The organism is Corallococcus sp. AB030 (genome assembly GCF_003668965.1).
Lineage (GTDB): Bacteria > Myxococcota > Myxococcia > Myxococcales > Myxococcaceae > Corallococcus > Corallococcus exiguus.
The window spans coordinates 1-25,400 of record NZ_RAWQ01000027.1; the positions used below are offsets into that span (position 1 = coordinate 1).

The 25,400-nt window shown below is 70.5% G+C and carries 23 protein-coding genes and 1 tRNA gene; 12 read left to right on the forward strand and 12 right to left on the reverse strand.

The window, feature by feature from the left end:
- Positions 1–40: 40 nt before the first annotated feature.
- Positions 41–706 (forward strand): outer membrane lipoprotein carrier protein LolA, encoded by a 666-nt coding sequence (locus D7Y15_RS09565; RefSeq protein ID WP_121752390.1) that lies wholly within the window; start codon positions 41–43, stop codon positions 704–706.
- 14 nt (positions 707–720) lie between these two features.
- Positions 721–2,139: a hypothetical protein gene (locus D7Y15_RS09570; protein ID WP_199745905.1), complete on the forward strand. Its 1,419-nt coding sequence runs from the start codon at positions 721–723 to the stop codon at positions 2,137–2,139.
- Positions 2,140–2,221: 82 nt separating this feature from the next.
- Here D7Y15_RS09570 and rimO read toward each other — a convergent pair whose 3' ends face one another.
- The 4 genes from rimO to D7Y15_RS09590 are packed head-to-tail and all read right to left on the reverse strand — an operon-like array spanning position 2,222 to position 6,956.
- Positions 2,222–3,649, reverse strand: a complete 1,428-nt coding sequence (rimO, locus tag D7Y15_RS09575; protein WP_120578721.1) for a 30S ribosomal protein S12 methylthiotransferase RimO — start codon at positions 3,647–3,649, stop codon at positions 2,222–2,224.
- Between the two features lie 6 nt (positions 3,650–3,655).
- The gene (locus tag D7Y15_RS09580) at positions 3,656–4,771 is read right to left on the reverse strand and encodes a hypothetical protein (protein WP_120578720.1); all 1,116 of its coding nucleotides are present in this window, start codon (positions 4,769–4,771) and stop codon (positions 3,656–3,658) included.
- 15 nt (positions 4,772–4,786) lie between these two features.
- The gene (locus D7Y15_RS09585; RefSeq protein WP_121752357.1) at positions 4,787–5,284 is read right to left on the reverse strand and encodes a YajQ family cyclic di-GMP-binding protein; all 498 of its coding nucleotides are present in this window, start codon (positions 5,282–5,284) and stop codon (positions 4,787–4,789) included.
- Positions 5,285–5,315: 31 nt separating this feature from the next.
- Positions 5,316–6,956 carry a ribonuclease J gene (locus D7Y15_RS09590; protein WP_121752358.1) on the reverse strand — a complete coding sequence of 547 codons (1,641 nt, stop codon included), beginning with the start codon at positions 6,954–6,956 and terminating at the stop codon, positions 5,316–5,318.
- A 154-nt stretch (positions 6,957–7,110) separates the two neighbouring features.
- Here D7Y15_RS09590 and D7Y15_RS09595 point away from each other — a divergent pair, with 154 nt between their 5' ends.
- The 3 genes from D7Y15_RS09595 (at position 7,111) to D7Y15_RS09605 (ending at position 10,008) form a co-directional block, all read left to right on the forward strand.
- Positions 7,111–7,509 (forward strand): BlaI/MecI/CopY family transcriptional regulator, encoded by a 399-nt coding sequence (locus D7Y15_RS09595; protein ID WP_121752392.1) that lies wholly within the window; start codon positions 7,111–7,113, stop codon positions 7,507–7,509.
- On the forward strand, positions 7,506–9,098 hold the full coding sequence (locus D7Y15_RS09600) for a M56 and MltD domain-containing protein (RefSeq protein ID WP_120578717.1): 1,593 nt from the start codon (positions 7,506–7,508) through the stop codon (positions 9,096–9,098). The genes D7Y15_RS09595 and D7Y15_RS09600 overlap by 4 nt, the downstream gene beginning before the upstream one ends.
- Before the next feature lie 109 nt (positions 9,099–9,207).
- On the forward strand, positions 9,208–10,008 hold the full coding sequence (locus tag D7Y15_RS09605) for a hypothetical protein (protein WP_120578716.1): 801 nt from the start codon (positions 9,208–9,210) through the stop codon (positions 10,006–10,008).
- 53 nt (positions 10,009–10,061) lie between these two features.
- Here D7Y15_RS09605 and D7Y15_RS09610 read toward each other — a convergent pair whose 3' ends face one another.
- The 4 genes from D7Y15_RS09610 to D7Y15_RS44655 all read right to left on the reverse strand — a co-directional run bounded on the left by D7Y15_RS09610 (position 10,062) and on the right by D7Y15_RS44655 (position 13,963).
- Positions 10,062–12,884 carry an AAA family ATPase gene (locus D7Y15_RS09610; RefSeq protein WP_120578715.1) on the reverse strand — a complete coding sequence of 941 codons (2,823 nt, stop codon included), beginning with the start codon at positions 12,882–12,884 and terminating at the stop codon, positions 10,062–10,064.
- A gap of 87 nt (positions 12,885–12,971) precedes the next feature.
- Positions 12,972–13,514: an HNH endonuclease gene (locus tag D7Y15_RS09615; protein WP_120578714.1), complete on the reverse strand. Its 543-nt coding sequence runs from the start codon at positions 13,512–13,514 to the stop codon at positions 12,972–12,974.
- A 106-nt stretch (positions 13,515–13,620) separates the two neighbouring features.
- Positions 13,621–13,705: transfer RNA gene (locus D7Y15_RS09620), tRNA-Tyr, on the reverse strand.
- 99 nt (positions 13,706–13,804) lie between these two features.
- A complete protein-coding gene (locus D7Y15_RS44655) occupies positions 13,805–13,963 on the reverse strand; it encodes a hypothetical protein (RefSeq protein WP_158624487.1) in 159 nt (52 codons plus the stop codon).
- Between the two features lie 83 nt (positions 13,964–14,046).
- On the opposite strand from D7Y15_RS44655, the gene D7Y15_RS09625 reads away from it, so the two are divergent.
- A complete protein-coding gene (locus D7Y15_RS09625; protein WP_120578713.1) occupies positions 14,047–15,018 on the forward strand; it encodes a quinone oxidoreductase in 972 nt (323 codons plus the stop codon).
- 6 nt (positions 15,019–15,024) lie between these two features.
- Here the strand turns inward: D7Y15_RS09625 and D7Y15_RS09630 are convergent, their stop codons facing one another.
- Positions 15,025–16,302 (reverse strand): MFS transporter, encoded by a 1,278-nt coding sequence (locus D7Y15_RS09630; protein ID WP_121752359.1) that lies wholly within the window; start codon positions 16,300–16,302, stop codon positions 15,025–15,027.
- 55 nt (positions 16,303–16,357) lie between these two features.
- Here D7Y15_RS09630 and D7Y15_RS09635 point away from each other — a divergent pair, with 55 nt between their 5' ends.
- Positions 16,358–16,858, forward strand: a complete 501-nt coding sequence (locus tag D7Y15_RS09635; protein ID WP_121752360.1) for a MarR family winged helix-turn-helix transcriptional regulator — start codon at positions 16,358–16,360, stop codon at positions 16,856–16,858.
- Positions 16,859–16,873: 15 nt separating this feature from the next.
- On the opposite strand, the gene D7Y15_RS09640 is transcribed toward D7Y15_RS09635, so the two are convergent.
- Entirely contained in the window at positions 16,874–17,992 is a 1,119-nt protein-coding gene (locus D7Y15_RS09640; protein WP_121752361.1) for an alpha/beta fold hydrolase, read from the reverse strand.
- Between the two features lie 43 nt (positions 17,993–18,035).
- Positions 18,036–20,009, reverse strand: a complete 1,974-nt coding sequence (locus D7Y15_RS09645) for a S9 family peptidase (RefSeq protein ID WP_121752362.1) — start codon at positions 20,007–20,009, stop codon at positions 18,036–18,038.
- Positions 20,010–20,154: 145 nt separating this feature from the next.
- Here D7Y15_RS09645 and D7Y15_RS09650 point away from each other — a divergent pair, with 145 nt between their 5' ends.
- Entirely contained in the window at positions 20,155–20,604 is a 450-nt protein-coding gene (locus tag D7Y15_RS09650; protein ID WP_121752363.1) for a GFA family protein, read from the forward strand.
- 54 nt (positions 20,605–20,658) lie between these two features.
- Here D7Y15_RS09650 and D7Y15_RS09655 read toward each other — a convergent pair whose 3' ends face one another.
- Positions 20,659–22,314: an FAD-binding dehydrogenase gene (locus D7Y15_RS09655; protein WP_121752364.1), complete on the reverse strand. Its 1,656-nt coding sequence runs from the start codon at positions 22,312–22,314 to the stop codon at positions 20,659–20,661.
- A gap of 108 nt (positions 22,315–22,422) precedes the next feature.
- Between D7Y15_RS09655 and D7Y15_RS09660 the strand changes: the two genes are divergently transcribed.
- The 4 genes from D7Y15_RS09660 to D7Y15_RS09675 all read left to right on the forward strand — a co-directional run bounded on the left by D7Y15_RS09660 (position 22,423) and on the right by D7Y15_RS09675 (position 25,321).
- A complete protein-coding gene (locus D7Y15_RS09660) occupies positions 22,423–23,127 on the forward strand; it encodes a bifunctional 2-polyprenyl-6-hydroxyphenol methylase/3-demethylubiquinol 3-O-methyltransferase UbiG (RefSeq protein ID WP_126935321.1) in 705 nt (234 codons plus the stop codon).
- Positions 23,128–23,201: 74 nt separating this feature from the next.
- Complete coding sequence (locus tag D7Y15_RS09665; protein ID WP_120597597.1) at positions 23,202–23,768, forward strand: DNA-3-methyladenine glycosylase I; 567 nt, start codon at positions 23,202–23,204, stop codon at positions 23,766–23,768.
- Positions 23,769–23,801: 33 nt separating this feature from the next.
- Positions 23,802–24,188: a VOC family protein gene (locus D7Y15_RS09670; RefSeq protein ID WP_121752366.1), complete on the forward strand. Its 387-nt coding sequence runs from the start codon at positions 23,802–23,804 to the stop codon at positions 24,186–24,188.
- A gap of 50 nt (positions 24,189–24,238) precedes the next feature.
- Positions 24,239–25,321, forward strand: a complete 1,083-nt coding sequence (locus D7Y15_RS09675; RefSeq protein ID WP_121752367.1) for a hypothetical protein — start codon at positions 24,239–24,241, stop codon at positions 25,319–25,321.
- The last annotated feature ends 79 nt before the right edge of the window (positions 25,322–25,400 follow it).

Consider the following 25,400-nt stretch of genomic DNA (forward strand, 5'->3'; position numbering starts at 1 on the left):
GCCGCAGCCCGCCGCTCCCAAGGATGCCGGCACCGCCGCCATGCCCCCCGCCGCGAAGCAGGGCGACGCGAGCGTCGCCGCCGGCGCCACCACGGCCGCTCCGAAGCCGATGGCGCCCGAGGTGAAGACGCTCGTGGACCGGATGCAGGCCTTCTACGAGAAGACGGGCGACTTCAAGGCGGGCTTCAAGCAGGACTACAAGTACAAGGCCTTCCGCCGCACGCAGACGTCCACGGGCACGGTGACCTACAAGAAGCCGGGCCTGATGCGCTGGGAGTACGAGAACCCGTCCAAGCGGACGTTCGTGCTCGCGGGCAACAAGGTCTACATGCACGACCCGGAAGCGCAGACGCTGTCGGTGGCGGCCATGGACACCAGCCAGCTGTCCGCGTCGGTGACGTTCCTCTTCGGCCAGGGGAAGCTGGCGGACGAGTTCGCCATCACCAAGGGCGCCTGCAAGGACTGCAAGGGCACGCTGCTGGTGCTGGATCCGCTGAAGAACGAGCCGCGCTTCCGCCAGGTGCGCCTGGAGGTGGACCCTTCAACGGCGCAGGTGCTCAAGAGCACGGTGGTGGATCCGGACGGCAGTGAGAACACCATCGCCTTCCTGGACCTGAAGACGAACGTGGGCATCTCCGCGGACAGCTTCAAGCTGAACCCGCCCGAGGGCACCCGCGTGGACGACTTCACCAAGAAGGCGCAGTAGGACGGCCCGCCCCCATGCGCGGCGTGCTGCTGGCGGGATGCGTGCTGCTGGGCGCGGGGTGTCACTCCGCCGCGCCCGCGGGCCCTTCACGTCCCACGAGCCTCGCGGGGCAGACGCTGCCCCTCCTGTCGTCGCCCGCGCTGCGGCTGACGGTGGCGGGGCGGTTGGGGAACCGGGCCGTGCCGGTGGTGCTGGACGTCACGCGGCCGCTGTCGCTCGTGTCCTCCAGCTGCTTCGACGGCGCGCCGCCCGCGGCCGCGGGGACCGCTCGCGTGCCGGAGTCCTCCGGAGGTCATCGCTCCTGGCCGGAGGTTCCGGCGCCGCCGTTGACGGTGGGCCCGGTGTCGCCGCCCCTGCGCACGCTGCTGCTCTCCGGTGAGACGGGCTGCTCGGTGACGCTGGGTCAGGACGTGCTGTTTCCGTATGCCCTCACGGTGGATCCGCTGCGCCGCGAGGTGACCTTCACCGCCTCGCGTCCCCGGGAGGCCTACGACGCGGAGCTGCGCGGGACGGACGCCGTGCGCGAGTCGCACGTGGTGGAGCTGAGCCGCGAGCCGCTGGGCGACTGGCCGCTCCTGGCCGTGCAGGTGACGCAGGGCGGGGCGAGCATCACCGGCCCCTTCGTGCTGGGCACGCGTGAGCCCTTCTCCCGCCTGGCGGTGGACCCCTCCCTGGGGCAGGGGCTTCAGCCGCTGGAGACGGCCGCGGGCCTGCCGCCGCGCACCTTCGTGGTGGACGCGGTGGAGGTGGCCGACGGCCTGGGCGTGAAGCCCCTGGTGATGGAGGCCGCGGGGCGCTGGCCGTCGCAGAGCAGCCTGGGCCGGCTGGGGCCGGACGTGTGGGGCCGCTTCACCACCACCGTGGACGCGCAGGGTGGGGCGCTGGTGCTGCGCAGGCCCCACGTGCGCACGCCCGAGGGCGGAGGCCGGCAGCAGTGCGCGGGCGAGGGCGGCGCGTTCAGCGAGGAGGGCTGCTACGGCATCTTCGTGCGCGCGGAGCCCGACGGCGCGGTGGCCCTCTCCGGCGAGGTGTTCCGGGACGTGCCGGAGGGCGTGCGCCTGTACGTGGAGCCTCGGGGCGTGGAGGGTCAGCGTCTGGAGACGGGCTGCCAGGTGGGCCTGAGCTTCCCGACCACCACCCGTGGCGCCAACACGCAGCACCGGCTGCCGTGGGCGTCGCTGGAGAAGACCCTGCCCGCGTGCCACGCCGCGCTCCAGAGCGCGAAGAGCTACGTGGTGTCGCTGGTGGAAGAAGGGCGTCAGCCCGAGTGCCCCACGACGTGCGCCTTCGTCACGGAGTCCGCGTCGCGGCGCACCGTGTGCGAGTGCCAGCCCACGCCACTGGGCGAGGGCGTGGCGGTGCCGACGAAGGGCTCGGGCCCGCAGCCGCCGCCCGTCGAGGAGCGCGAGCTGGAGCCCGAGGATCCGAAGTAGGGCCCACGAACGGCTCGGGCCCGCGACCGCCTCCGGTGGGGAGGACGGGGCGGGCCCGGGGCACGGCCTTCGCGGTGACGGGCTACTCCGGCCGCGGCTCCGGCGGACGCGCCAGCGCCTTCAGCGGCACGGGCGCGGGATGGGCCTCGCGCGGGGTGTGCTCGCGCTGCTTCGGATCCGGGCGCTCCACCACGCGGGCGATGAGGTCGTAGTCGTGCGCCTCCGTCACCTCCACGGTGACGAACTCGCCCGGGTACGCCAGGCCGTCGTTGATGTAGACCTGCCCGTCGATTTCCGGCGCCTGGCCCTCGTGACGGCCCACCAGCAGGTGCTCGGACTCCTCGCTGGGGCCCTCCACCAGCACGGTGAGCTTCTGGCCCACGAGCTTCTTGTTCTGCTCGCGGTTGATGCGCTTCTGGATGGCCATCACCTCGCGCCAGCGGCGCTCGATGGTCTTCGCCGGGACCTTGTTCGGCAGGTCGAACGCGGCGGTGTTCTCCTCGTCCGAGTACTGGAACACGCCCAGGCGCTGGAAGCGCTGCTCCTTCACGAACTCCTTCAGGAGCTCGAAGTCCTCTTCCGTCTCACCCGGCAGGCCGACGATGAGCGAGGTGCGCATCACCAGGTTCGGCACGCGCTCGCGCAGCTTGCCCAGCAGCTTCTTGAGGAACTCCGAGTTGCGGCCGCGCTTCATGGACAGGAGCAGCTTGTCGCTGGCGTGCTGCACCGGCATGTCCAGGTACTTGGCGATCTTCGGCTCGGTGGCGATGACGTCGATGAGCTCGTCCGGGAACACGCGCGGGTAGGCGTAGTGCAGGCGGATCCACTTCACGTCCACCTTCACCAGCTCCTTGAGCAGCTCGTGGAGCTTCGGCTTGCCGGGCAGGTCATGCCCGTACGCCGTCAGGTCCTGCGCGACCAGGTTCAGCTCCTGCACGCCGCTGTCCACCAGGTTCCGCGCCTCCGCCACGATGTCCTGCACCGTGCGCGAGCGCTGGCCGCCGCGCAGCGTGGGGATGATGCAGAACGCGCAGGCGTTGTCGCACCCTTCCGAAATCTTCAGGTACGCCGTGTACTTCGGCATCGAGTTGATGCGCGGCGTCTCCGCGTTGTGGATGTAGTCCGGATCCGGAATCACCTGGCGCGGCGTGGCCTCCGCCGCCAGCAGGTCGCCAATCTGGGCGTACGCGCTGGTGCCCAGGAAGTGGTCCACCTCCGGCATCTCCTGCGACAGCTCCTGGCCGTAGCGCTGGGACAGGCAGCCGGTGACGACGAGCGTCTTGCACGAGCCCGACTTCTTCAGCTCCGCCATCTCCAGGATGGAGTCCACCGACTCCTGCTTCGCCGGCCCGATGAAGGCGCACGTGTTGACCACGATGACCTCGGCCTCCGAGGCCTCCTGCACGAGCGAATAGCCGCGCGTGCGCAGCGTGCCCAGCATCACCTCGGAGTCCACCCGGTTCTTCGGGCAGCCGAGGGTCATCATGTACAGGCTCTTGGTCTCTTCCACGCGCGTCTACCGCTTTCCCAGTTGCGTTCGCTCGAAGTGGTCCGCACTCCAAACGAAGTTGATGATGGCGCCGTTCGAGTAACCGATGTTCAGCGCCCCGTCTTCTTCCAGCTCCACCGAAGTGGCGCGACCCAGCGCACAGGTGGCGGCCGGCCAGTCGAGCACTCGCTGGGCTGTCTTCCCCGACACCACATAGAGCCCCATCCGGAGCTCGTCGTCGGAGTCGCATTGACCCTCGACGGCATAGGGATTCTTCCCAGTGAGCACGGTAACGACCGGTCGTCCGTCCGGCAGGCTTAATGCTTCCGGCAGGTTCACGCCCATCTTCGAGGCGTCCACGGCCGTGGGGGCCACCAGCGCGCGCAGCGAGGCGGGGGTGAGGGCCTGTTCGCCCTGGGCCCAGTCCGGGTAGCTGAACAGGCTCCAGCCCAGCCAGCCGGTGGGCGCCGCCTCCAGCGCGGTGACGCTGGCGGGGGGCTTCAGCTTGAGGTTCTTGCGCGCCTCGTCCGGCAGGCGCAGCGCTTCACCCTCCGGCATGGTGCCGCCCTTGCAGTTGGACACCGGCACCACCTTGGCGCCCACCTGGTCCTGGTCCTCGTAGGTGATGCAGAGGTCCATGACGAGCGGATCCACGGCGGGGAAGCGGGGCAGGGCGCGCACGGGAATCATCGCCACCACCGACAGGGTGTCGCCCTGTCGGTGCACGGCGGCGTTCACCAGGCTTTGCGCGAACCTGGGCGTGCCGCTGTCCGCCCCGGAGGTGCGCTGGCCGTCGAAGGCGAAGCGGTAGGTGTAGCCCGTGGCGGTGGTCCCCGAGTCCGGGAAGTAGAGCGTGAGGGTGATGATGTCACCCGCGAGCAGCTGGTTGTCCGTGGCCTCCACGCCCACGAAGAGCGTGTCCTTGCGCCAGCCCACCCGGGCGGAGAAGTTGGCGGTGGCGCCCTCGGTGGACAGCGGCTTGAGGACCAGCGGCGAGCCGAAGTCCTTGAGCCCCTTCTCCGGCCGGGGCGCCTTCTTGAGCACGGGCACCGGCTTGCTGGGCCGGGGCGCCCCGTCCTGCGCGAGTGAGGCGGTGGCGAAGAGCAGGCAGAGCGGCAGGGAGGCCAGACGGGCGGCGTGCATGGCGAAGGGGCGCCTCTAGTCGCGGAAGTTGGTGAACTGCATGTCCAGGCTGAGGCGGTCCTGCTCCTTGCGGAACAGCGCCATGGCCTCTTGCAGGTCGTCCCGGTTCTTGCCCGTGACGCGGAGCTGATCCGCCTGGATGGAGCCCTGCACCTTGATCTTCGACTCCTTGAGGACCTTGATGAGCTCCTTGGACTTCTCCACCGGGATGCCCTGCTGGAGCTTGATGGGCTGCTTGACGTTGGACAGGCCTGTCTTCTCGATGTCGCCGAACTCCAGCACGCGCAGGCTGATGCCGCGCTTGGCCAGCTTGCCGAGCAGGACCTCCTTGGCGGCCTGGAGCTTCTCCTCGCTGTTGGTCTTCAGCGTGAGCGAGGAATGATCCGGAGCGATTTCGATTTCGGCCTTCACGCCCTGGAAGTCGTAGCGGGTGCTGAGCTCCTTCCGGGTCTGATTGACCGCGTTGTCGAGCTCAGCCAGATCGATTTTGGAGATGACGTCAAAGGAGGGCATGGGGGGGGACCTTTTCGCGCCCTTACCATACCTACACCCGGACGACCAAGGGCACCACCAGGGTGCGCCGGGAGGTGTGCTGCTTGAAGGCCCGCTTCACCGCCTTCACGAGCTCCTCCCGCGCCAGGGCGTCGTCCCCTCGGAGCAGGGGGTTGAGCTCCTCGAAGAAGGCCCGCGCGTCCTGGGCCACCCGGGCCAGCACGCCCTGCTCGTCCGGGCTGAGGCCCTGGCCGGACAGCTGGGGCCCCGCTACCAGCGCCTGGGTGTCGCGCCGGAGCACCACCGCCGCGGCCACCACGCCCGTCTCCGCCAGCCGGTTGCGCTCCACCAGCGTCTCCGGCGTCACCACCCCGTCCCCGGAGCGCTCCATCATGATGCGCCCTGAAGGCACGCTGCCAGTGAAACGGCCCCGCCCCTCCTCGAACGTCACCACGTCCCCGTCGTGGGCCAGCAGCAGGCCCTCCGCCGCCATGCCGGCCTCGCGGGCGGTGGTCAGGTGTCGGTGCAGGTGCCGGACTTCCCCATGCACGGGGATGAAATTCCGGGGGCGGATCAACTCCAGCACCCGGCGCTGCTGGGGGCGGCTGGCGTGTCCGGAGACGTGCACGCCGGGCTCCACCTGCGCGTAGACGATGCGGGCGCCGCGCCAGTGGAGCTGGTCGAGCAGCGCGCCCACGGAGCGCTCGTTGCCGGGGATGGGCCGGGCGCTGACGATGACGGTGTCGCCGGGCTCCAGGCGCACGGGCCCATCGCCATTCGCCAGCTGGGTGAGGCCCGCGCGCGGTTCGCCCTGCGCGCCGGTGGTGAGCACCGCCACGCGGTGGGGCGCGAGCTTGGGCACGTTGTCCAGGTGCACGAAGAGCGAGTCGGGCACGTCCAGGTAGCCCATCTCCCGCGCCAGCTCCACGTTGCGCACCATGCTGCGGCCCTGGAGCGCGACGAGCCGGCCGGTGCGCTCGCACAGGTCCAGCAGGTGCCGGACGCGGTGGAGGTTGGAGGAGAACTGGGCCACGACGATGCGGCCCTTCGTCTCGTGGAAGAGGCGCTCGAAGGTGGTCTGCACCACGCGCTCGCTGCCGGTCTCTTCCACATGCTCGGAGTTGGTGGAGTCCGACAGCAGGCACACCACGCCTTCGTCGCCCGCCTCGCCCCAGCGCTCCAGGTCCGTCTTGAGGCCGTCGATGGGGTCGGGGTCCAGCTTGAAGTCGCCGGTGTGGATGACGGTGCCTTCGGGGGAGCGCACGATGAAGCCCACCGCGTCCGGCACGGTGTGCGTCACGCGCGTGGCCTCCACGCTGAAGACGCTGCCCACGGGGAAGGGCGTGCGCGGCTCGATTTCGCGCAGGTCCGCCTTCACGCCCAGCTCCTCCAGGCGCTGACGCGCGAGCGCGAGCGTGAAGCGCGTGCCGTAGATGGGCACGGGCATGTCGCCCAGCAGGTAGGGGAGCGCGCCGATGTGGTCCTCATGCCCGTGCGTGAGGAGCACGCCCTTGAGCTGGGCCGCGTTGCGCTGCAGGTGTGTGAAGTCCGGGACGATGATGTCCACGCCGGGCATTCCCGCCGAGGGGAACATCAAGCCGGCGTCGATGAGCAGCATCTCCCCACGACAGGCGAGCACCATGGCGTTGAGGCCGATTTCGCCAAGGCCGCCCAGAGGGATGACGTGGAGCATGTGCCCGGAAGTCTAAGGGCCCGGCCGCTCCAGTGCGTAGGAATCCGCACACCCCACCACCGAGAGCCACCGCCCGCCTGCTTGACGGTTTCAAACTAAAGGCTTAGTTGTATTTAAACTAAGGGTTTAGTTCGAAGCCGGGGAGGGCATGCCCGTGACGAAGCCGCCGTCCGTCGAGGAGTCCAAGCCGCTCACGCCCGTGGAGCTGGAGCTGATGCAGCTCGTGTGGAAGCTGGGGGAGGTGAGCGTGGCGGACGTGCTCGCGGCGCTGCCGCCGGAGCGCAAGCTGGCCTACACGTCGGTGTCCACGGTGCTGCGCATCCTGGAGCAGAAGGGCGTGGTGCAGAGCCGCAAGGAGGGGCGGGGGCACCTGTACTCGGCGCGGCTGTCTCGCGAGGCCTACGAGACCCAGAGCGTGCGCCACCTGGTGGCGACGGTGTTCGACGGGACGCCGTCGTCGCTGGTGGCTCGGCTGGTGGAGGCGGTGCCGCTGTCTCCGGAGGAGGTGGAGCAGATCCGCAAGCTGCTGGGCCGAAAGGGAGGCCGGGGATGAGCGCCTTCGTCCGGGACGTGCTGGCCGCGTACCTCACGGCGGCGGTGCTGGTGGCGGTGGGCTTCGGGCTCTTGCGCGCGGCGCTGGCGTTGGGGATGGAGCGGAGGCTGGACGCGCGGCAGACGCTGCGCGTGGGGCGGGTGGCGCTGGGGCTGGCGGTGCTCCTTCCGTTCTTGGCGCTCGCCGCACGGGAGTGGATGCCGTCGGCGCCGCTCTTCAAGTTCGAGCGTTCCCTGGTGAGCTACGCCGCGCCGCTGGCGCCAGTCGAAGCGCGGCCCGTGCTCGGCGCAGTGACGGAGACGCGGTCCTCGGGCATGGGCCTGCCGTGGGCGATGGTCGGAATGGGGTTGGTGGGTGCGGGGGCGTTGGCGTTCCTGGCGTGGGAGCTGCGGCGGTATGCGCGCTTGCGGCGGAAGCTGGAGACGCTGCCCGTGCTTCGCCGAGTGGGCCGGGTGCGCGTGGTGCTGGGGGACGCGGCGGACGGCGCGTTCTCCGTGTGGTTCCCGTTTGGAGGCGCGTGGGCGGTGGTTCCCGCTGAGGTGTTGGAGGACTCGGAGGCGCTCCGGCTCACGGTGCGGCATGAGCTGCAACACCACCGGCAGCGGGACACGGTGTTTGCCTATGCGCGGCTGGGGTTCGACAGCGCCTTCTTCTGGAATCCGTTCGCCCGGGCGTTCTCGCGGTGGTTGGCGGAGCATCAGGAGTTCGCCTGTGACGAGGCGCTCGTCGCCGTGAAGCACGTGTCCGCGGATGCGTATGCGAGGTGCCTGTTGCAGGCGTCGCTGCGTGTCCCTGCTGCCCTTGCTCTTCCCGCCGGTGTCACCGGCATGTCCCACCCCACTGTCAGGAGGATCCACATGCTGTTCCAGACTCGTCCCCGTAGCTCCGTGCGCACCCTGGGTCTGTCGTTGTCGCTGGCGTTGGTGCTCGCGCCGCTGGCGTTGTGGGCGCAGGGAACGGTGCGGGGGCGCGCGGTGTCGCTGACGGAGGCGCGTGCGCTGGCGGAGGCGGGGCAGAAGGCGGGGGACCTGCCGGTGGTGGTGGATGCCGCCGTGGTCGAACAGCTCAACAAGTTCGTCACCACGCGGAAGGGCCGCGACTTCATGCGCAAGGCGCTGGCGAACCTCCAGGAGCACCGCGAGGCGATGGCGGGCACGCTGCGCTCGCGCTCCCTGCCGGAGGGGCTGCTCGCGGTGGCGATGGTGGAGTCGGCGGTGAGCAACCTGCCGGAGACGTCTCGCGAGCCGTCGATGGCGCCGGGGCCGCGGGGCGCGGGTGTGTGGATGTTCATTCCGGAGACGGCGCGTCGCTACGGCCTGAAGGTGGAGGCGGGACGTGACGAGCGGCTGGACGTGGCGCGGGAAACGGAGGCCGCCGCGTCCCTCTTCCAGGCGCTGTATGAGCGCTACGGCGACTGGCGGCTCGCGCTCGCGGCCTACAACCAGGGTGAGGGAGTGGTGGACCGAGTCCTCGCGGAGGGCGGCGTGCGCGACGTGAGCGAGTGGGTGCGCACCGGCAAGCTCAATGGCTACACCGCCACCGTGCAGGCCGGAGTGCTGCTGCTGCGCAACCCGCACCTGCTCGACTGAGCGTTTGTCCACCGCGCGGGGAATGTCCCCGCCACACCGGGGTTCGGATGCGCGCCATCCTGCTTTCGCGCGAGGATGGCGGCGCTCAGTGCCAGGGGTGGGAAACGCCATGAAGATCGTCGCGCTCGTTCGTCCCGCGGGTGAGGTTCCGGAAGCAGCCCAGGTGCTCGCCGCCGCGGCGGGCATGGCCCCTGCGGAGGCCCGCATGCGGCTGGCCCCCGAGCCGCCCGCCCTGATTGCGCGACTGGCTCCCGATGCGGCGGATGCCCTGGTGAAGACCCTTAGGGACGCGGGGCTCGCGGCGCTCGCTATCGACGAGTCGGAGGTCGCGGAGCGCGTCACTGCACGCACCGTCACGTTCAGCGCGGCGCAGGCGACGTTCACGCCTCGTGCGGGCGCGCCGCTCACCATGGCCTTGGAGGACGTGACGCTCATCCTCCGGGGCGCGTCGTCCCTGCGCACGCAGAGCGAGCACACGGAGAAGACGACACAGGTGGCGCTGGGCACGGCCCTCATCACGGGCGGCCTGAAGCTGACGAAGACGGCGGAGAAGAGCGTGCGCGGCTCGCAGGAGGAGACGTCGCAAGTCGTCTTCGTCTTCGACCGCGACGGCCGGGGCGCCGTGCTGCCGGAGGTGGGGTTCGACTTCTCGTGCCTGGGCCCCGCGATGCAGCCGTCGCGCACCGCGAACATGGTGACCCTGGCGCGCCTGGTGCGTGAGCGCGCCCCGGCCGCGTTCTACGACGAGCGGCTTCTGCGGCTGGGACGCCGGCCCGTGCCCTTCGTGCTGGGCGGAGCGGTGCAGGTGGTCAGCGGCACCATGGCTCATTCCCGCATCAACACCGCGCATGGCCTGGACGTACTCGCGGAGGCCATGCGCCTGGGCGTGGCCCGGGGCGACCTGCCCTGACCGTGCATGCGCGGCGAGGATGACCCCGGCCGGGCCGGGGACGCCCCGACGGCTCAGGACAGCGGCGTGGAGCCTTCCGGGGGTGGACGGGAGATCCACGCGGCGATGAACACGTCCAGCTCGCCTCGCAACACGTCCTTCACGCGGGGCGTCCCCGCGCCCGTGCGCGGATCCTCCACTCGCGCTCCACGGCCCAGGAAGTAGCGGCGGGCTTCGTCGGTGCTGGCGCCCTGGCCGGCGACGACGCGCGCGGCGATGCCCTTGAGCTCATCCAGCTCCCCGGCGCCAATGAGCGTGAGCACGCGGCCCGTCGCTTCGTCCTTCGCGGTGACTTCGTTGCGCACGCGCTGGAGGTACTCGCCTTCGCGGCTCTTCACCGGCCGGCCTTCCAGCACCAGCAGCTCCCGCTCCACCTCCTCCATCGGTCCGCCCCGGTGCACGCGCACGTACGCGCGCTGGCGCTTCTCGTCCTCCAGGCGGCGGTGCAGCCCCGCCTCGCCCGCGAGGAATCCGTACGCGCCCGGCCCGGCGATGCGCACCACCACGCGCGCGGGGGCGTCCGCCTCCGCGACGGCGGTGGCCTCGTAGCCCCGGCGCTGCGCCCAGCCCAGGTACATGGTGGCCAGCTCCTGCACCCACACGTCCTGCAGCTCAGCCGCGTCGCTGGCGCAGATGTCCACCAGCGCCTCGTTGTCCAACGTCGTGGCCCCGGCGGCCCGCAGCGCCTCCGCCATCTGGACCTCTCGCGCGACCTCCTCCACCTGCTTCGCGGCGGAGCCCAGCTGCACCTCGTTCTTCGCCTCGCGCACCAGCCGGCGCCCGAAGTTGCACGCGGCCTCCAGGCGGTCCAGCTCTCCCAGCTGCGCCTCCACCGTGCGGAAGGCGCGGAGGACGTCCGCCGCGCGCTGCGAGTCGTCCCAGAGGTTGGGCGCCTGCGTCTCCGCGAGCAGCGCCGCGCGGCGCGCCTCCAGCTCCGACCGTCCCGTGGACTCGGCGAGCGCGCGGGCACGGCCCACCAGCCGGTCCATCTCAATCAGCAGCGACTTGCGGTCCAACCGGCGCTTCACCGCCGCGGCCTTCGGCGTGGGCAGGAGCAGCTGCGCCGTCACCTCGCGAGGAGTCGGCACGGGCTCCGCGACCGCCACCACGCGGCCTCCAGGACGGGCCTCCACGCGCACGGGCGTACCCGGCGGCAGCGGCCTGCGAGCAATCTCCACCGCGAGCGCCGCGGTGAGCGTCTTCTCGATTTCACGCTGCAGGTAGCGCGCGCCGAACTGCGGCGAATAGCCGCGCTCCACCAACCGGTCCACCACCTCCGGTGTTACTTCCACGTCCAGGGCGCGGGCGCGGATGCCTTCTCGTTCCAGCACGCGGCCCACCTCGCGCTGGGCAATCTTGCGGATGTCCACGCGCGACAGCGGACGGAAGTGGCAGATGGCGTCGAAGCGGTTGAGGAACTCCGGACGGAAGGCCTCCGCGATGCGGCGGTCCACCTCCGACACCTGCTCCTCGGCGCGCTTGTGCGCGGCGAAGCCCAGGCCCGCCTCGCGGTACACCTCCGAGCCCACGTTGGACGTGGCCACGATGAGCGTGTTGTTGCACGACACCGCTTCGCCCGCGCCGTTGACGAAGGTGCCCTCGTCGAAGAGCTGGAGGAAGCGGTCGTGCACGCTGCGCGCGGCCTTCTCGAACTCGTCCAGCAGCAGCACGGTGAACACCTTGCCGTCGAGCAGCGCGGACAGCTCTCCGCGCCGCGTCTCCAGCGCGGGCGCCCACGACGCGCCGAAGGGGACGCTCTCGTCGCCGTCGTTGGGGTAGTCCGCCATGTTCAGGCGCACCAGCCTGTCGGCGGAGCCGAAGAGGTACTCCGCCAGCAGCTTCGCCAGTTGCGTCTTGCCCACGCCCGTGGGCCCGGCGAAGAGGAACACGCCCAGCGGGCGGCGCGGGTCGTTGAGCCCCGCCTTGAGCAGCGCCACCGAGCGCAGCACCGCGGCCACCGCGTCCGTCTGGCCGAGCAGCCGCTCCCCGAAGAAGCGCTCCGTCTCCTCCAGGTCCAGCGGCATCGCGTCGTCCACGACGAAGCGGGGCAGGCGCGTGGCGGCGCAGAAGCGGGTGAGCACGTCCTCCGGCCCCACGTGGTCGCGCGCCACGCCCGCGGCCTCCGCCGCCGTCTCCTTGAGCAGCTCGATGGCCTTGCGCGGCATGTGCTGCGCCAGGAGGAACTTCGCGGACAGGCGCAGCGCCAGGTCGCACGCGGCCGGGTCGATGGGCAGCCGCAGTTCGCGCTCCAGCTCCTCCGCCACGCGGCCGACGATCCAGCGCGCCTTCTCCAGTGGCGGCTCGTTCAGGGGCAGCAAGTGGAGCCGTTCGGCCAGGGCCTCGTCGGCGCGCAGCAGCTCCTGCACGCGCTTGGGTTCGGTCTCGAAGATGAAGCGCAGGCCGCCGGTGCGCAGCGCGCGCACGGCCACGGGCGCCAGGGGCCCGCCCAGGGCCACCGGCAGGTCACGGATGTAGACGATGGGGCAGGGGTGGCGGCCCAGGTGGATGAGCAACTCCTCGAAGGACTCGGCCGCCTGGCGCTGGGTGCTGCGCGCCAGGATGTTCGCGACGGACACCTCCACGAGCCGCGCCTGGGCGAGGTCGCCGTCCACGCGCCCTTCGGCGATGCGGCGGGCCACCTCCTGCACGAGCGCGCTCTTGCCCACGCCGGGCTCGCCCGCCAGCAGCGGGTGCTTGCCTCCGCGCGTCAGCAGCCCCAGCACCTCCGTCACGGCGGTGTCCACGCCGTGGGCGGCCGGCAGCTTGCCCTCGCGCGCCATCGCGGTGAGGTCGCGGTCGATGAGCCGCTCCTGGTCTTCGTTCTTCCTCGTCGCCATGGTGTGGTCCGGAACGCCCCCTCGACGTGCGGCACTCTAACCGTTGCGGCGCGGAAGCGAAGTCCCGGCCCACCCTTGGGCCGGGACCTACGCTTCCAGCTCCGTGTGCCAATAGGCCACGTCCCTCAGGAACTTGCGCCAGGACAGGGGCAGGCCCTTCTCCACGAGGAACGAGACGACCAGCGCGTCCGGCAGCCGCTTCGGCTTCGCGGGCACGGTGCGCAGCGTCATGCGCGCCTGCGCCGGGGTGCGGTTGCCCTTCTTCTGGTTGCAGGGCACGCAGGCGATGACGATGTTCTCCCAGCTCGTGCGGCCGCCCTGCGCGCGCGGCAGCACGTGGTCGTACGTGGCCTCCGGACGGGTCACCTTGTGGCCGCAGTACTGGCAGCGGCACTGGTCGCGCTGGTAGACGTTCTCGCGGCTGAAGCGCACGCCGCGCGGGCCCTTCCACAGGGCGCGCACGAAGCGGATGACGGACGGCATGCGCAGCTCCACCGTCACCGAGCGGATGACGCGGTCCTCGTACTCCTCGACGACCTCCACCTTGCCCTGGACGAGCAGCATGATGGCGCGTTGCCAGGGGATGCGTGCGACGGGTTCATATGACTGGCTCAGAACCAGCGTTTCCATGACACAGGGCCTTTCGGGCGGGACAGGCCGCCAGGGAGTCGAACCCTGCTCGTCCGGATTTGGAGTTCGGACTGCACCCGGTGCGCGGCCTATGTGGGTGAGGGATTGGGGACGCTGGGAGTCGAACCCAGCGGGCTTCCAAGGGCTCCGGCTCTACAGGCCAGCGCGTCTCCGTAACGCTCTACGTCCCCGGAAGGTGAGCGGGAGCCCGGACGTGAAGAAGGCCGGGTCCCCTTGTCGGGAGCCCGGCCTCCAGGGCCATGCCGCGTCAGGGACGGAGCCGGGCGCCTTCAGGAGCCGGGCGAGGCGAGGCGATAGGACGCGAAGTCCCGCCAGCGGCACGTGGAAGGAGCGGTCACCGGGCTGGGACGCGAGGCCGCGTCGATGCCGTGACCGGAAGGATTCGGGTGCTTGAGGTTCATCGGGGCCTGCTTCGTCGCCTGGCGCATCGGGACCGCTCCTTTCGCTCCCAGCGACGGCGGCGGAAATTCAGTCCTGACAGGCAAGCGGTGCGGACGTTAGGACTCCGCGCATGAAAGCCATCCGCTACCACCAGGTGGGAGGGCCGGAGGTCCTCCGTTGGGAGGACGCGCCGGAGCCCGTGCCCGGGCCGGGCCAGGTCCTCGTGCGAGTCCATGCCGCGGGCGTGAACTTCGCGGACACCGAGCGCCGCCGCGGGCTGTACGACGCCCAGGCGCCCCTGCCGCGCATCCTGGGCAGCGAAGCCGCGGGCGTGGTGCGAGCTGTGGGGCCCGGTGTGGACGCATCCTGGGTGGGCCGCTGCGTGGTCGCCCTGACGAAGGAGGCCTACGCGGAGGCCGCGCTCGCGTCGGTCGATGAACTGCTGGTCCTGCCGCCGGAGGTGTCCTTCGAGGAGGCCGCCGGGCTGCTGGTGCAGGGGCTGACGGCGTACCACGTGGTGCACACCGTGGGGCGCGTGGAGGCGGGGCAGACGGTGCTCGTCCACGCGGCGGCCGGAGGCGTGGGGCTGCTCGCGGTGCAGCTGGCGAAGGCGGCGGGAGCGCGGGTCATCGGCACGGTGTCGGGCGAGGCGAAGGCGAAGCTCGCGCGGGGCGTGGGCGCGGATGCCGTCATCCGCTACGACCAGGAAGACGTCGCGGCGCGCGTGAGCGAGCTGACGCAAGGGCGCGGCGTGGAGCGCGTGCTGGACTCCGTGGGCGCGAGCACCTGGAAGGCCAGCATGGATGCGCTGGCGCCCTTCGGACACCTGGTGAGCTACGGCAACGCCAGCGGCCATCCGCCGCACGTGGAGGTGGAGTCGCTCTACGCGAAGTCACTCACCGTGGGCGCCTACTGGCTGCGCACGCCCACGCCCCCGGAGGTGCAACGCAAGGCGCGAGAGGCGCTGCTGGCGGAGGTCGTGGCGAGGCGCCTGCGCATCCTGGTGGGCCTGGCGCTGCCGCTGTCTCGCGCGGAAGAGGCCCACCGCCAGTTGGAAGGGCGGCGCACGGTGGGCAAGGTCGTGTTGCTGGGCTCGGACTGAGGTCCTTCAGTGCGTCGCGGGCGCGCCCACCACCGGCGGTGATGAAGCGGAGCCACGTCCGATGCGCAGCACCACCAGCGCCGCCGCGAGGCAGATGACGCCCGCGACGACCCAGGCGGGCGTGTACGTCTCCATCGAGGTGCGGATGACGCCCGCGCCCAGCGCTCCCAGTCCCGCGCCCACCTGGTGCGCGGCCACCACCCAGCCGAAGGCGATGGGCCCGTCCTCCGCACCCACCGTCTGCGTCGTCAGGCGCACCGTCGGTGGCACCGTGGCGATCCAATCCAGGCCGTAGAACACCGCGAACAACGGCAGGCCGAAGAGGGACATCTCGAAGGCGCTCGGCAGATAGAGCAGCGCCAGCCCTCGCAGGCCGTAGTACCAGAACAACAGCCAGCGGTTGTCGAAGCGGTCCGACATCCAGCCGCTCGCCGTCGTGCCCACCAGGTCGAAGATGCCCATCAGCGCGAGCAACCCCGCCGCGCGCACCTCCGGGATGCCGTGGTCCATGCACGCCGGAATCAGGTGCGTGCCCACCAGCCCGTTCGTCGTCGCGCCGCAGATGAAGAAGCTCCCCGCGAGCAGCCAGAAGTCCCGCTTGCGCGAAGCCCGCCCCAGCGCCCCCAGCGCGTTGGCCAGGGGATTCACGCTGGATGGCTTCACCTCTTCGTCTTCCGGCGCGGCCCCGTAGGGCTTCAGTCCCACGTCCGACGGCCGGTCGCGCACGAGCCATGCGACGAGCGGAATCACGCACGCCACCACGCCCGCCACGGTGAAGGACACGACGCGCCAGCCGTGGTGCTCCACCAACATCGCGAGCAACGGCAGGAACACCAGTTGCCCCGTGGCGGTGCTCGCGGTCAGCACGCCCATCACCAGCCCGCGCCTCGCGACGAACCAGCGCTGCACCACCGTGGCGCCCAGCACCATCGCCGTCGTGCCCGTGCCCAGCCCCACCAGCACGCCCCAGAAGAGGAGCAGCTGCCACGGCGCGTGGATGAAGTTCGTCAGCGCCACGCCCACCGCGATGATGCAGAGGGACACGAGCGTCGTGCGCCGGATGCCGAACTTCTGCATCAGCGCCGCGGCGAACGGCCCCACGAGCCCGTAGAGCACCAGGTTCACCGACACGGCCGAGGAGACGAGGGCCCGGCTCCAGCCGAACTCCCGCTCCAGCGGGACGATGAAGACGCTCGGGGTCGCCCGCACGCCCGCCGCGCACAGGAGCACCACGAAGATGGCCGCGGCCATCACCCACGCATAATGAAACCGGCGTGTCCTCATGACGGTGTCTCCTTCAAGCGGCCACGCCCGGGCCCACGTATACTTTCCGGCAGCGATGTCCCAAGACGAACTCCAGCGCACCCTCTGCAACTGCCTGGCGCTGCGACAGGCCAGCCGCCACGTCACGCAGTTCTATGATCAGGTGCTCGCGCCCAGCGGCCTCCGGACCACGCAGTACTCCATCCTCCACCGCGTCCAGACCCAGGGCCCGCTGACCGTGAACGCGCTGGCGGATCAGCTCGTCATGGACCCCTCCACGCTCACCCACAACCTGAAGCCCCTCTTGAAGGACGGCTTCGTGGTGCTGGAGGTGGGCCGCACCGACCGGCGCCAGCGCGCCATCGCCATCACTCCGGAAGGGCAGGGCGTCTACCGCAAGGCCCGGCCCCTGTGGCTGCGCGCCCAGTCGGACTTCGAGAACGCCGTGGGCAACACCCAGGCCACCGCGCTGCGGGACCTGCTGGCCGCCGTCTCCCGGACGGGACTGGGCGAAGCCGAAGCGGAGGTCGAAGCCCCTCCGGCTCCCAAGGCCACCCCCCGCCGCCGCGGACGCTGAGCGCATCCCCACGGCTCACCCCTCCTCGAGGAACTTCAGGAACGCGGCGACCTGATCCGCCCACAGCTCCGGGTGTGCCTGGGTGAAGTGGCCGAAGGAGCTCGCGCTGCCTTCCTGCACCACGAAGCGGCCGCGCTTCACCCTCGGCATCAACGTCTCCATCGTGCGCAGGGAGACAGGGTTGAACTCGTCGTCGGAGAAGTTGAGCGCGAACACGTGGGCCTGGATGTCCCCGAGCGCGCCCTCCGGGTCGTAGTCCCGCGAGGACTCCAGCGAGTACAGGATGTCATTGGCGTCCATGCCCGCCGCCTGCGCCCGCGCCGTCGCGATGAAGGCATCCGCCGCCTGCGCATCCGCAAGCGTGGCCTGCAGGTGCGGCACCCCGTCCAGCATCATCCGGAAGACCGGGAACGCCTCCAGCCAGCCCCGGGGCGGCGCGGTGTAGAGGCCGTCCTTCCATTCCGGGTCGTTGCGGATCTGCACCGAGACGAAGCGCCGCCACAGCAGGTTGCGCCCCGCGATGCGCGTGGGCAGGGACACGATGGGCATCACGCCCTCCACCGCGTCCGGGTACAGCTCGCTCCACTGCCACGCGTTCATGCCGCCCATGGACAGGCCCACGATGGCGTGCAGACGCCGGATGCCCAGCGTCCGCGTCACGAGCTGGTGCTGAAGCTCCACCATGTCCCGGTAGCCGTAGGCCGGGAACTTCGTGCGCAGGCCGTCGCTCGGCTTGCTGGAGCGGCCGTGGCCCACGCTGTCCGGGAAGATGAGGAAGTACTTCGTCGCGTCCAGCGGACGGCCCGGCGCGAACAGCGCGTCCTGGAAGGACTTGCTCCGCAGCACCTCGCCGCTCGCGCTCGTCCAGTGCAGGAGCAGCACCGCGTTCGTCACCGCGCCGGATGCGTCCCGGCGCGGCGTGCCCAGCGTCGCGTAGTGGATGCGAACTTCCGGCAGCACCGTCCCGTCCTGGAATCGGTGGCCGGTGAAGACCGCGTCCGCTTCCTGTGCGACCAGCGGCGCGGATGTCTCCACCTGCGCCGAAGGGGCCGGGGGACGCGCGGTGGCGCACCCCAGGGACAGCCCCAACAGCACGGACAGCAGGACGCAAGGCCGGCGGACGGAAGTCGTCATGCCGGGAGAGATACCTGCATGTACAGGTACTGTAAAGCGCCCCTCAGGGTTTGGGGGCCGTGGCGGTGGCGGCCTTCAGGTAGCGGTCGAAGAACTCCAGGACGCGCCGGTCCACCTCCGCCTCGTTCTTCTTCTTCTTGAAGCCGTGGCCCTCGTCGGGGAGCAGCAGGTACTCCACGGGCACGCCGTTCTTCTTCACCGCCGCGACGATGTCGTCAGACTCCGCCTGGGGGACGCGCGGGTCGTTGGCGCCCTGCACGACGAACAGCGGCTTCTGGATGCGCTCCGTGTGGAAGAGAGGGGAGATCTCCTTGAGCATCGCCTCCTGCGTCTCCGGGTTGCCCATCTCCTGGAACATGGCCTGCCGGAAGGCGCCCCACTCAGGCGGCATGCTCTTGAGCGTGCGCAGCCAGTTGGACGGGCCGAAGACGTCCACGCCCGCGTCGAAGGCGTCCGGGTGGAAGGCGAGCGCCGCCAGCACCATGTAGCCGCCGTAGCTGGCGCCGAGGATGCCCACGCGCGAGCCGTCCACGTACGGCAGGCTCGCCAGGTACTTGCGCGCCTCCACGCAGTCTCGCAGCGGATCCTTGCCGTGCTTCTGGTCGTCCGCCCTCAGGAACGTCTTGCCGTAGCCGGCGCTGCCCCGGTTGTTGATGCCCAGCACCACGTAGCCGCGGTTCACCAGGTACTGGACGAAGTTGTTGTAGCCCCGGCTCGTCTGGCCGCCGGGACCGCCGTGCACGTAGACGATGGCGGGAGCCTTGTGCTCCGCCGTCGCCTGGTGCGGCTTGAAGAGCAGGTTGGGGATCTCCATCCCGTCGAAGGACTTGAAGCGCACCACCTGCGCGTCCACCAGGTCCTCGGAGTCGAGCTCGCGGCTCATCGTGTCCGTCACGCGCCGGGTCTTCTTCGTGGCCAGGTCCAGGACATAGAGGTTCGCGGAGGTGCGGTCCGTCTCCAGCTGGACCGCCAGCTGCTTCTCGTCACGGGAGAAGACGACCTCGGAGATCATCCCGGCGGGGAACTGCGTCAGCGGAACCTGGGTGCCGGCCTTCACGTCGTGCAGGCGCACCTCGATGCCAGCGTCCACATTGATGATGGAGACGCGGAACGCCCCCGAGCGCGAGAAGTGGGTGCCGAAGACGTCCCAGTCCGCCTTCTCCACGTCCTCCCACTTGCCGGCCTCCTTCGCCGGACGCACCACGCGTTCGAACTCCGAGCCGTCGTCCGTGATGACGTACAGCTCCCCGGTGACGGGGTGGATGTCCCCCACCCGGTAGCTGGCCGCGCCCGTGTGGGGCGTGAGGTTCTTCAGCACCTTCGTCGCGACGTCGTAGCGCCACACGTTGCGGTCCGACGTGGTGACCGCCTCCTCCAGCGCCACCCAGCTCTCGTCCGGGGCCACGGCGGCGACGCCGAAGCCCTTGTCGTTCTGAACCAGGAGCGTGCGCGCGTACGTCTTCGCGTCATGGCGGTACACGTCCATGGCGCCCGGGTCGCGCTCGTTGGTGGTGACGTAGAACGCGCTGTCGTCGTGGCTGAAGCCCAGGAAGTGGGCCACGCCCTGCTTCATGGGCGTGAGGTCCTTCTCCTTGCCGTCCGGCGTGCGCACGTAGACGTGCGACTGCTCATCGCCGCCCTTGTCGTGCTCGAAGAGGAAGCGGCTGTCGCGCGGGAAGGCCCCCACCACCCGGATGCTGTCCGTCTTCGAGCGCGTCAGCGCGGTGGGCTTGCCCCCACCCACCGGCACGCTGTGCACGTTGAAGATGCCGGACGCGTTCGACGAGAAGAGCAGCTGCTTGCCATCCGAGGTGAAGACCGGAGCCATCACCTCCGTGGACCCCATGAACTGCTCCACCGAGTACTGCTTCGACGGCCGGGCCGCCGTCGCGCCCGCGACCGCCTTCACGGCCGAAGCGGGCTTCGTGGCGGGCAGGGTGGCGGGCGGCGCGGCCCCCAGCAGCGGCAGGAGCAACGTCGGGGCAAGGACACGGGACAGGGACTTCCACGCGGGCATGCGGCCTCCGGGAACGGCGGACCGGGGCACTCTGGGCCAGGCCCCGCCGGGTTCAACAGAGGCGGGCGACAAACCTGACATAAGGCTGTCACGGCCAGGGGCGACATTGGGTTCGTTCCCACAACGCGGCACCGGAGATTCCGCCATGACCCAGAACGACCTTCAGAAGACCCCTGCCCTGAGCGGCGTGCACACCTACGCGGGCGGCTGCCTGTGTGGCGCCGTGCGTTACGAGGCCACCGTGGACCTGGCAGACGTGACCCGCTGCAACTGCACCATCTGCATGAAGTACGGCTACGGCGGCGGCGCGGGGATGAAGCCGGACGCCTTCCGGCTCCTCAAGGGCCAGGACGCCATCAAGAAGTACGGGCGCGACGGCAGCCCCAACACGCGCAGCTTCTGCGGCCGCTGCGGCGTCGTGTGCTTCGGCGACGGCGACGTCCCGGAGCTGGGCGGGAAGTTCGTCTCCATCTACGTCAACACGCTGGATGACGTGGACCCGTCGCTGCTCACCTTCAAGTACTGGGACGGCCGGCACGACAACTGGATGGCCGGGGCGCGCTCCACTCCGTGGCCCTTCCAGGCCGCCGCCTGAGGACGCCCGGAGGGGCAGGGGCCTTGACGCGCCCCTGCCCGTCACCGCCCATGACTACACATTCCCCGAGGCGGCCCGGCCCGCGGCGCGGCCGGAGAAGATGCAGCCTCCCAGGAACGTGCCTTCCAGGGCGCGGTAGCCGTGGACGCCACCGCCTCCGAAGCCGGCCACCTCACCTGCCGCATAGAGCCCTGGGATGGTCTTCCCCTGGGCGTTGAAGACGCGGCCCTGGAGGTCCGTTTCGAAGCCGCCCAGCGTCTTGCGCGTGAGGATGTTCAGCTTCACGCCGATGAGCGGCCCCGCGTTGGGGTCCAGGATGCGGTGCGGCTTCGCGGTGCGCACCAGCTTGTCACCCCGGTAGTTGCGCGCCTGGCGGATGGCCGCGAGCTGCAGGTCCTTGCTGAAGGGGTTGTCCATCTGGAGGTCGCGGGCCTTCACCTCGCGCTCCACCGTGGCGAAGTCCAGCAGCGGGGCTTCCGTCTTCGCGTTCATCCCGGCGACCAGGTCGCGCAGGTTGTTGGAGATGACGAAGTCCTCGCCCTTCTCCTTGAAGGCCTCCACCGGGCCCATGGCCTTCTTGCCCACGGCGCGGTTGAGCACGCCCAGCCAGTCCTTGCCCGTGAGGTCCGGGTTCTGCTCCGAACCGGAGAGCGCGAACTCCTTCTTGATGATCCACTGGTTGAGGATGAACCAGGTGTGCTCGTGGCCCGTCTTGAGGATGTGCTCCAGCGTGCCCAGCGTGTCGAAGCCGGGGAACAGCGGCGGCGGCAGGCGCTTGCCGGTGGCGTCCAGCCACAGCGAGCTGGGGCCCGGCAGGATGCGGATGCCGTGACGGGGCCAGATGGGGTTCCAGTTCCGCAGGCCCTCCGTGTAGTGCCACATGCGGTCGCGGTTGATGAGGCGCCCGCCCGCGGCCTCCGTGATGGCGATCATCCGGCCGTCCACGTGGTCGGGCACGCCTTGAATCATGAACTTCGGCGCGGGGCCCATGCGTTCGGGCCACGCCTTGCGCACCAGCTCGTGGTTGCCGCCGATGCCGCCGGACGTGACGATGACCGCGCTCGCGCGCAGCTCGAAGTCGCCCGTCGTCACGCGCGAGCTGCTGGCGCCCCGGGGGACGTCCGTGGGCTCCAGCACCATGCCGCGCACGCCTACCACCGCGCCGTTCTGCGTGAGCAACTCGTCCACGCGGTGGCGGAAGTGGAAGGTGAGGGTGCCCTTGGCTTCGGCCGCCTTGGCGCGGCGGACGAAGGGCTCCAGCACGCCGGGGCCGGTGCCCCAGGTGACGTGGAAGCGGGGCACGGAGTTGCCGTGGCCCACGGCGCCGTAGCCGCCTCGCTCCGCCCAGCCCACCACGGGGAACCAGCTCATTCCCTGTTGGACGAGCCAGGGGCGCATCTCGCCCGCGGCGAAGTTGACGAAGGCCTCCGCCCACTGACGCGGCCAGTGGTCCTCTTCGCGGTCGAAGGCGGCGGTGCCCATCCAGTCCACCATCGCGAGCGCGTGGGAGTCCTTGATGCCCATGCGCCGCTGCTCGGGCGAGTCCACGAGGAACAGGCCGCCGAACGACCAGAACGCCTGGCCGCCCAGGTTCTGCGGTCCCTCCTGGTCCACCACGGCGACGCGCTTGCCCGCATCCGCGAGCTCGGTCGCGGCGACGAGTCCCGCGAGCCCTCCGCCCACGACAATGACATCCACTTCCTGTCCCATGCGTGCCTCCCGGTAGCACCTGGCGCGCGGATGATAGCGTTTCGCGCGGAGAGCAGAGCTTTCCTTCACCTGCGCATCCCGGCGCTCCGGAGGCTAGACTCCCCGCGCATGGAGCCAGATGTGAAGGGCAACACGGGACCGTTGGGCCATGATGCCGCCGCCTACGCGCAGCGTCAGGACGGGCTGTCCCCGGAGCCGCTGCGGGACGCGGCCTGGAGCGTGGCGGGGCAGCGGGCCTTTGGCGTGGTGCTCGACGTGGGCTCGGGCAGTGGCGGGTGGATCCGCCGGCTGCGGCAGAACCCCGCCGTCGAGCGCATCCTCAGCACGGACATCCACGACGCGGGCGCCAGTCGCCTGCCGGGCGTGGAGTTCCAGCTGCGGGACGTGTCCCGGGACGCGCTGCCGTGGGGCGACGGGTCGGTGGACTGGGTGTTCGCCATCGAAGTGCTGGAGCACCTGGCCAACCCGCGCCACTTCGTGAAGGAGGCCTTCCGCGTGCTCAAGCCCGGGGGCCACCTCTTCTTCACCACGCCCAACAACGACAGCCTGACGGCAAGGTTGTCCTTCCTGGTCCGGGGCTACTTCCCCGCGTTCTGCGAGCAGGACTACCGGGACTCCGGACACATCACGCCCATCACGGAACTGGACGCGCGGCGCATGGCCGTGGAGGCGGGCTTCCAGTCCATCGACTTCGACTATCCGCTGCCCGGGCGGATTCCCCGCAGCAGCGTGTACTGGCAGCGGTTCGTGCCGGGGCTGCGCGGCCGGTGGTGGAGCGACGGGCTGTTCGCGCTGCTGACGCGCCCGCGCTGAAAACACAGACGACGGGACTGGCCGCCTGTTCAGTCTTCGTGGTAGCCCCTGCCGCGAACCAGCGAGGAGCGCGGATGCAACAGCGTTGCGTGTGGGTGGGAGCGGATCCGCTGTACCAGACCTACCACGACGAGGAGTGGGGCGTGCCCGTGCGCGACAGCCGCGCGCTCTGGGAGATGTTGATGCTGGAGGGCTTCCAGGCGGGGCTCGCCTGGATTGTCATCCTGCGCAAGCGCGAGGCCTTCCGGAAGGCGTTCAAGGGCTTCGACCCGAAGGTGGTGGCGCGCTTCACGGAGAAGGACGTCACGCGCCTGATGGCGGACGAGGGCATCGTCCGGGCTCGCGCGAAGATTGAAGCGACCATCGGCAACGCGCGCGCCTATCTGAAGATGCAGGAGGCGGGCGAGGACTTCTCCGCGTTCGTCTGGGGCATGGCGGGCGGGAAGCCCATCCGCAATGTGTGGAAGGGCCGGGGCGACGTGCCGGCGAAGACGGAGCTGTCGGAGGCGTACGCCAAGGCCTTCAAGCAGCGCGGCTTCAAGTTCGTGGGGCCGGTCATCGTCTACGCGTGGATGCAGGCCACCGGCATCGTGGATGACCACACGGTGGACTGCTTCCGGCACGGCGTGCGGCACCGCTGAAGTGAAATGATGGAAACCCCTGGGAGGAATGCAATGCGGATCAGCGTGACGAGCGTGATGGTGGATGACCAGTCCAGGGCCCTGAAGTTCTACACGGAGGTCCTGGGCTTCGTGCTGAAGGTGGATGTCCCGATGGGCCCCAAGGACCGGTGGCTGACCGTCGTCGCGCCGGACGCGCCGGAGGGCACGCAGATTCTCTTGGAGCCCATGGGCTTCGCGCCCGCGCGCGTGTTCCAGAAGGCGCTGTTCGACGCGGGCATCCCGTTGACGTCGTTCGGCGTCGACGACTGTCAGGCGGAATATGAACGCATGGTGAAACTCGGCGTGGTGTTCCGTAGCAAGCCCACCGTCATGGGCCCCGTCACCGTCGCTGTCTTCGAGGACACTTGCGGAAACCTCATCCAGATAGCGCAGGTCTGATGCCTGTGTTGAGGCCCCGGGCCCCCGGGGTGTTGCGCTAGCGTGGAGCCATGTCTTCGGAGCGCAGCAAGGGCCGTGTCCGCACGGTGGAGGAAGGGTTGGGGCGGCTGTCCTCGCGCGATGCGGGAACACGCGAGGAGGCGCAGTCGGCGTTGGAGGAGTTGCTGGTGTCCGGGGAGCCGGCGGCGCGGGAGCGGACCGCGCGGGCGCTCCTGGAGGAGCTGGGGCGGCCCGGGACGGCGGTCACGGAGCCCCTGCTGTTCCTGTTGCAGCGCAGCTGGTGGCCTCCGCAGCCGGGCCTCGCCGGGCTCGCCGTCCAGAGCGTGCTGGCTTCGCTGACGCGGATGGAGGCGGACGCTCCGGCGCTGGAGAACGCCGCGAGCGTGCTCGCCGGGGTGTGCCGGGTGGATCCCTTCCAGCTCGCCGCGCTGGACGGGCTGTTCCAGCACCCGAGGGCCTCCGTGCGCGGCGCCATGGCGCGCGTCGTGGGCCGGCTGGGAACCGCCGCGGCGTCGGAGCTGCGCCAGCTGCTGGCGCTCCTGGAGGACGAGGAGGCCGTGGCCCTCTCCGCGCTGGAGTCCCTGGCCGCGCTCGCCCCGTTGGCGCCGGACCTCACCGCGCCCCGGCTGCTGGAGCAGGTGCGCGACTCCGACGGAGCGCGCCTCTACCTGGCCCTGGTGTCGCTGCGGGGCCTGTTGGAGGAGTTGAACGGAGAGGCGCGGCCCGCGCCCGCGTTGCCAGGCTTGGAGTCCGCGCTGCTGCGCCCGCTGACCGCGCCGGAAGCGCCCATCCGGCAGGAAGCGGCGGCGTTGCTGGGGTTGCGCGGTCCGCTGTCGCCCGAGGCCATCGCGGCCCTGCGCGAGCACCTCCGCGACGAGAGTCCACACGTCGCGGCCCGCTCCGCCGTGGCGCTGGTTCGCTCCGGCGCTCCGGCGGCGGAGGCCCTCTTCCTGCTGAAGGGCCAGCTGGGCCCGGCCGCGTCGCGCGAGCTCCAGGAGGCCGCCGTGGCCGCGCTGGAGGAAGCAGACCCGGCCCGGTTGGGCCGTGCCAGGGGGATGCTGGAGGCGGTGGCGCGCGACGCGGCGGGGCTGACGCGCGAGGCCCTCTTCGAACTGCTGGGCCAGCTTCCCTGACGGCGGGACCCGCCGCGTCCCCCTCCCCCCTGTCTTGACGGGGTCGCACTTCGCGGCCCAGGATTGGGAATGCAGCTCC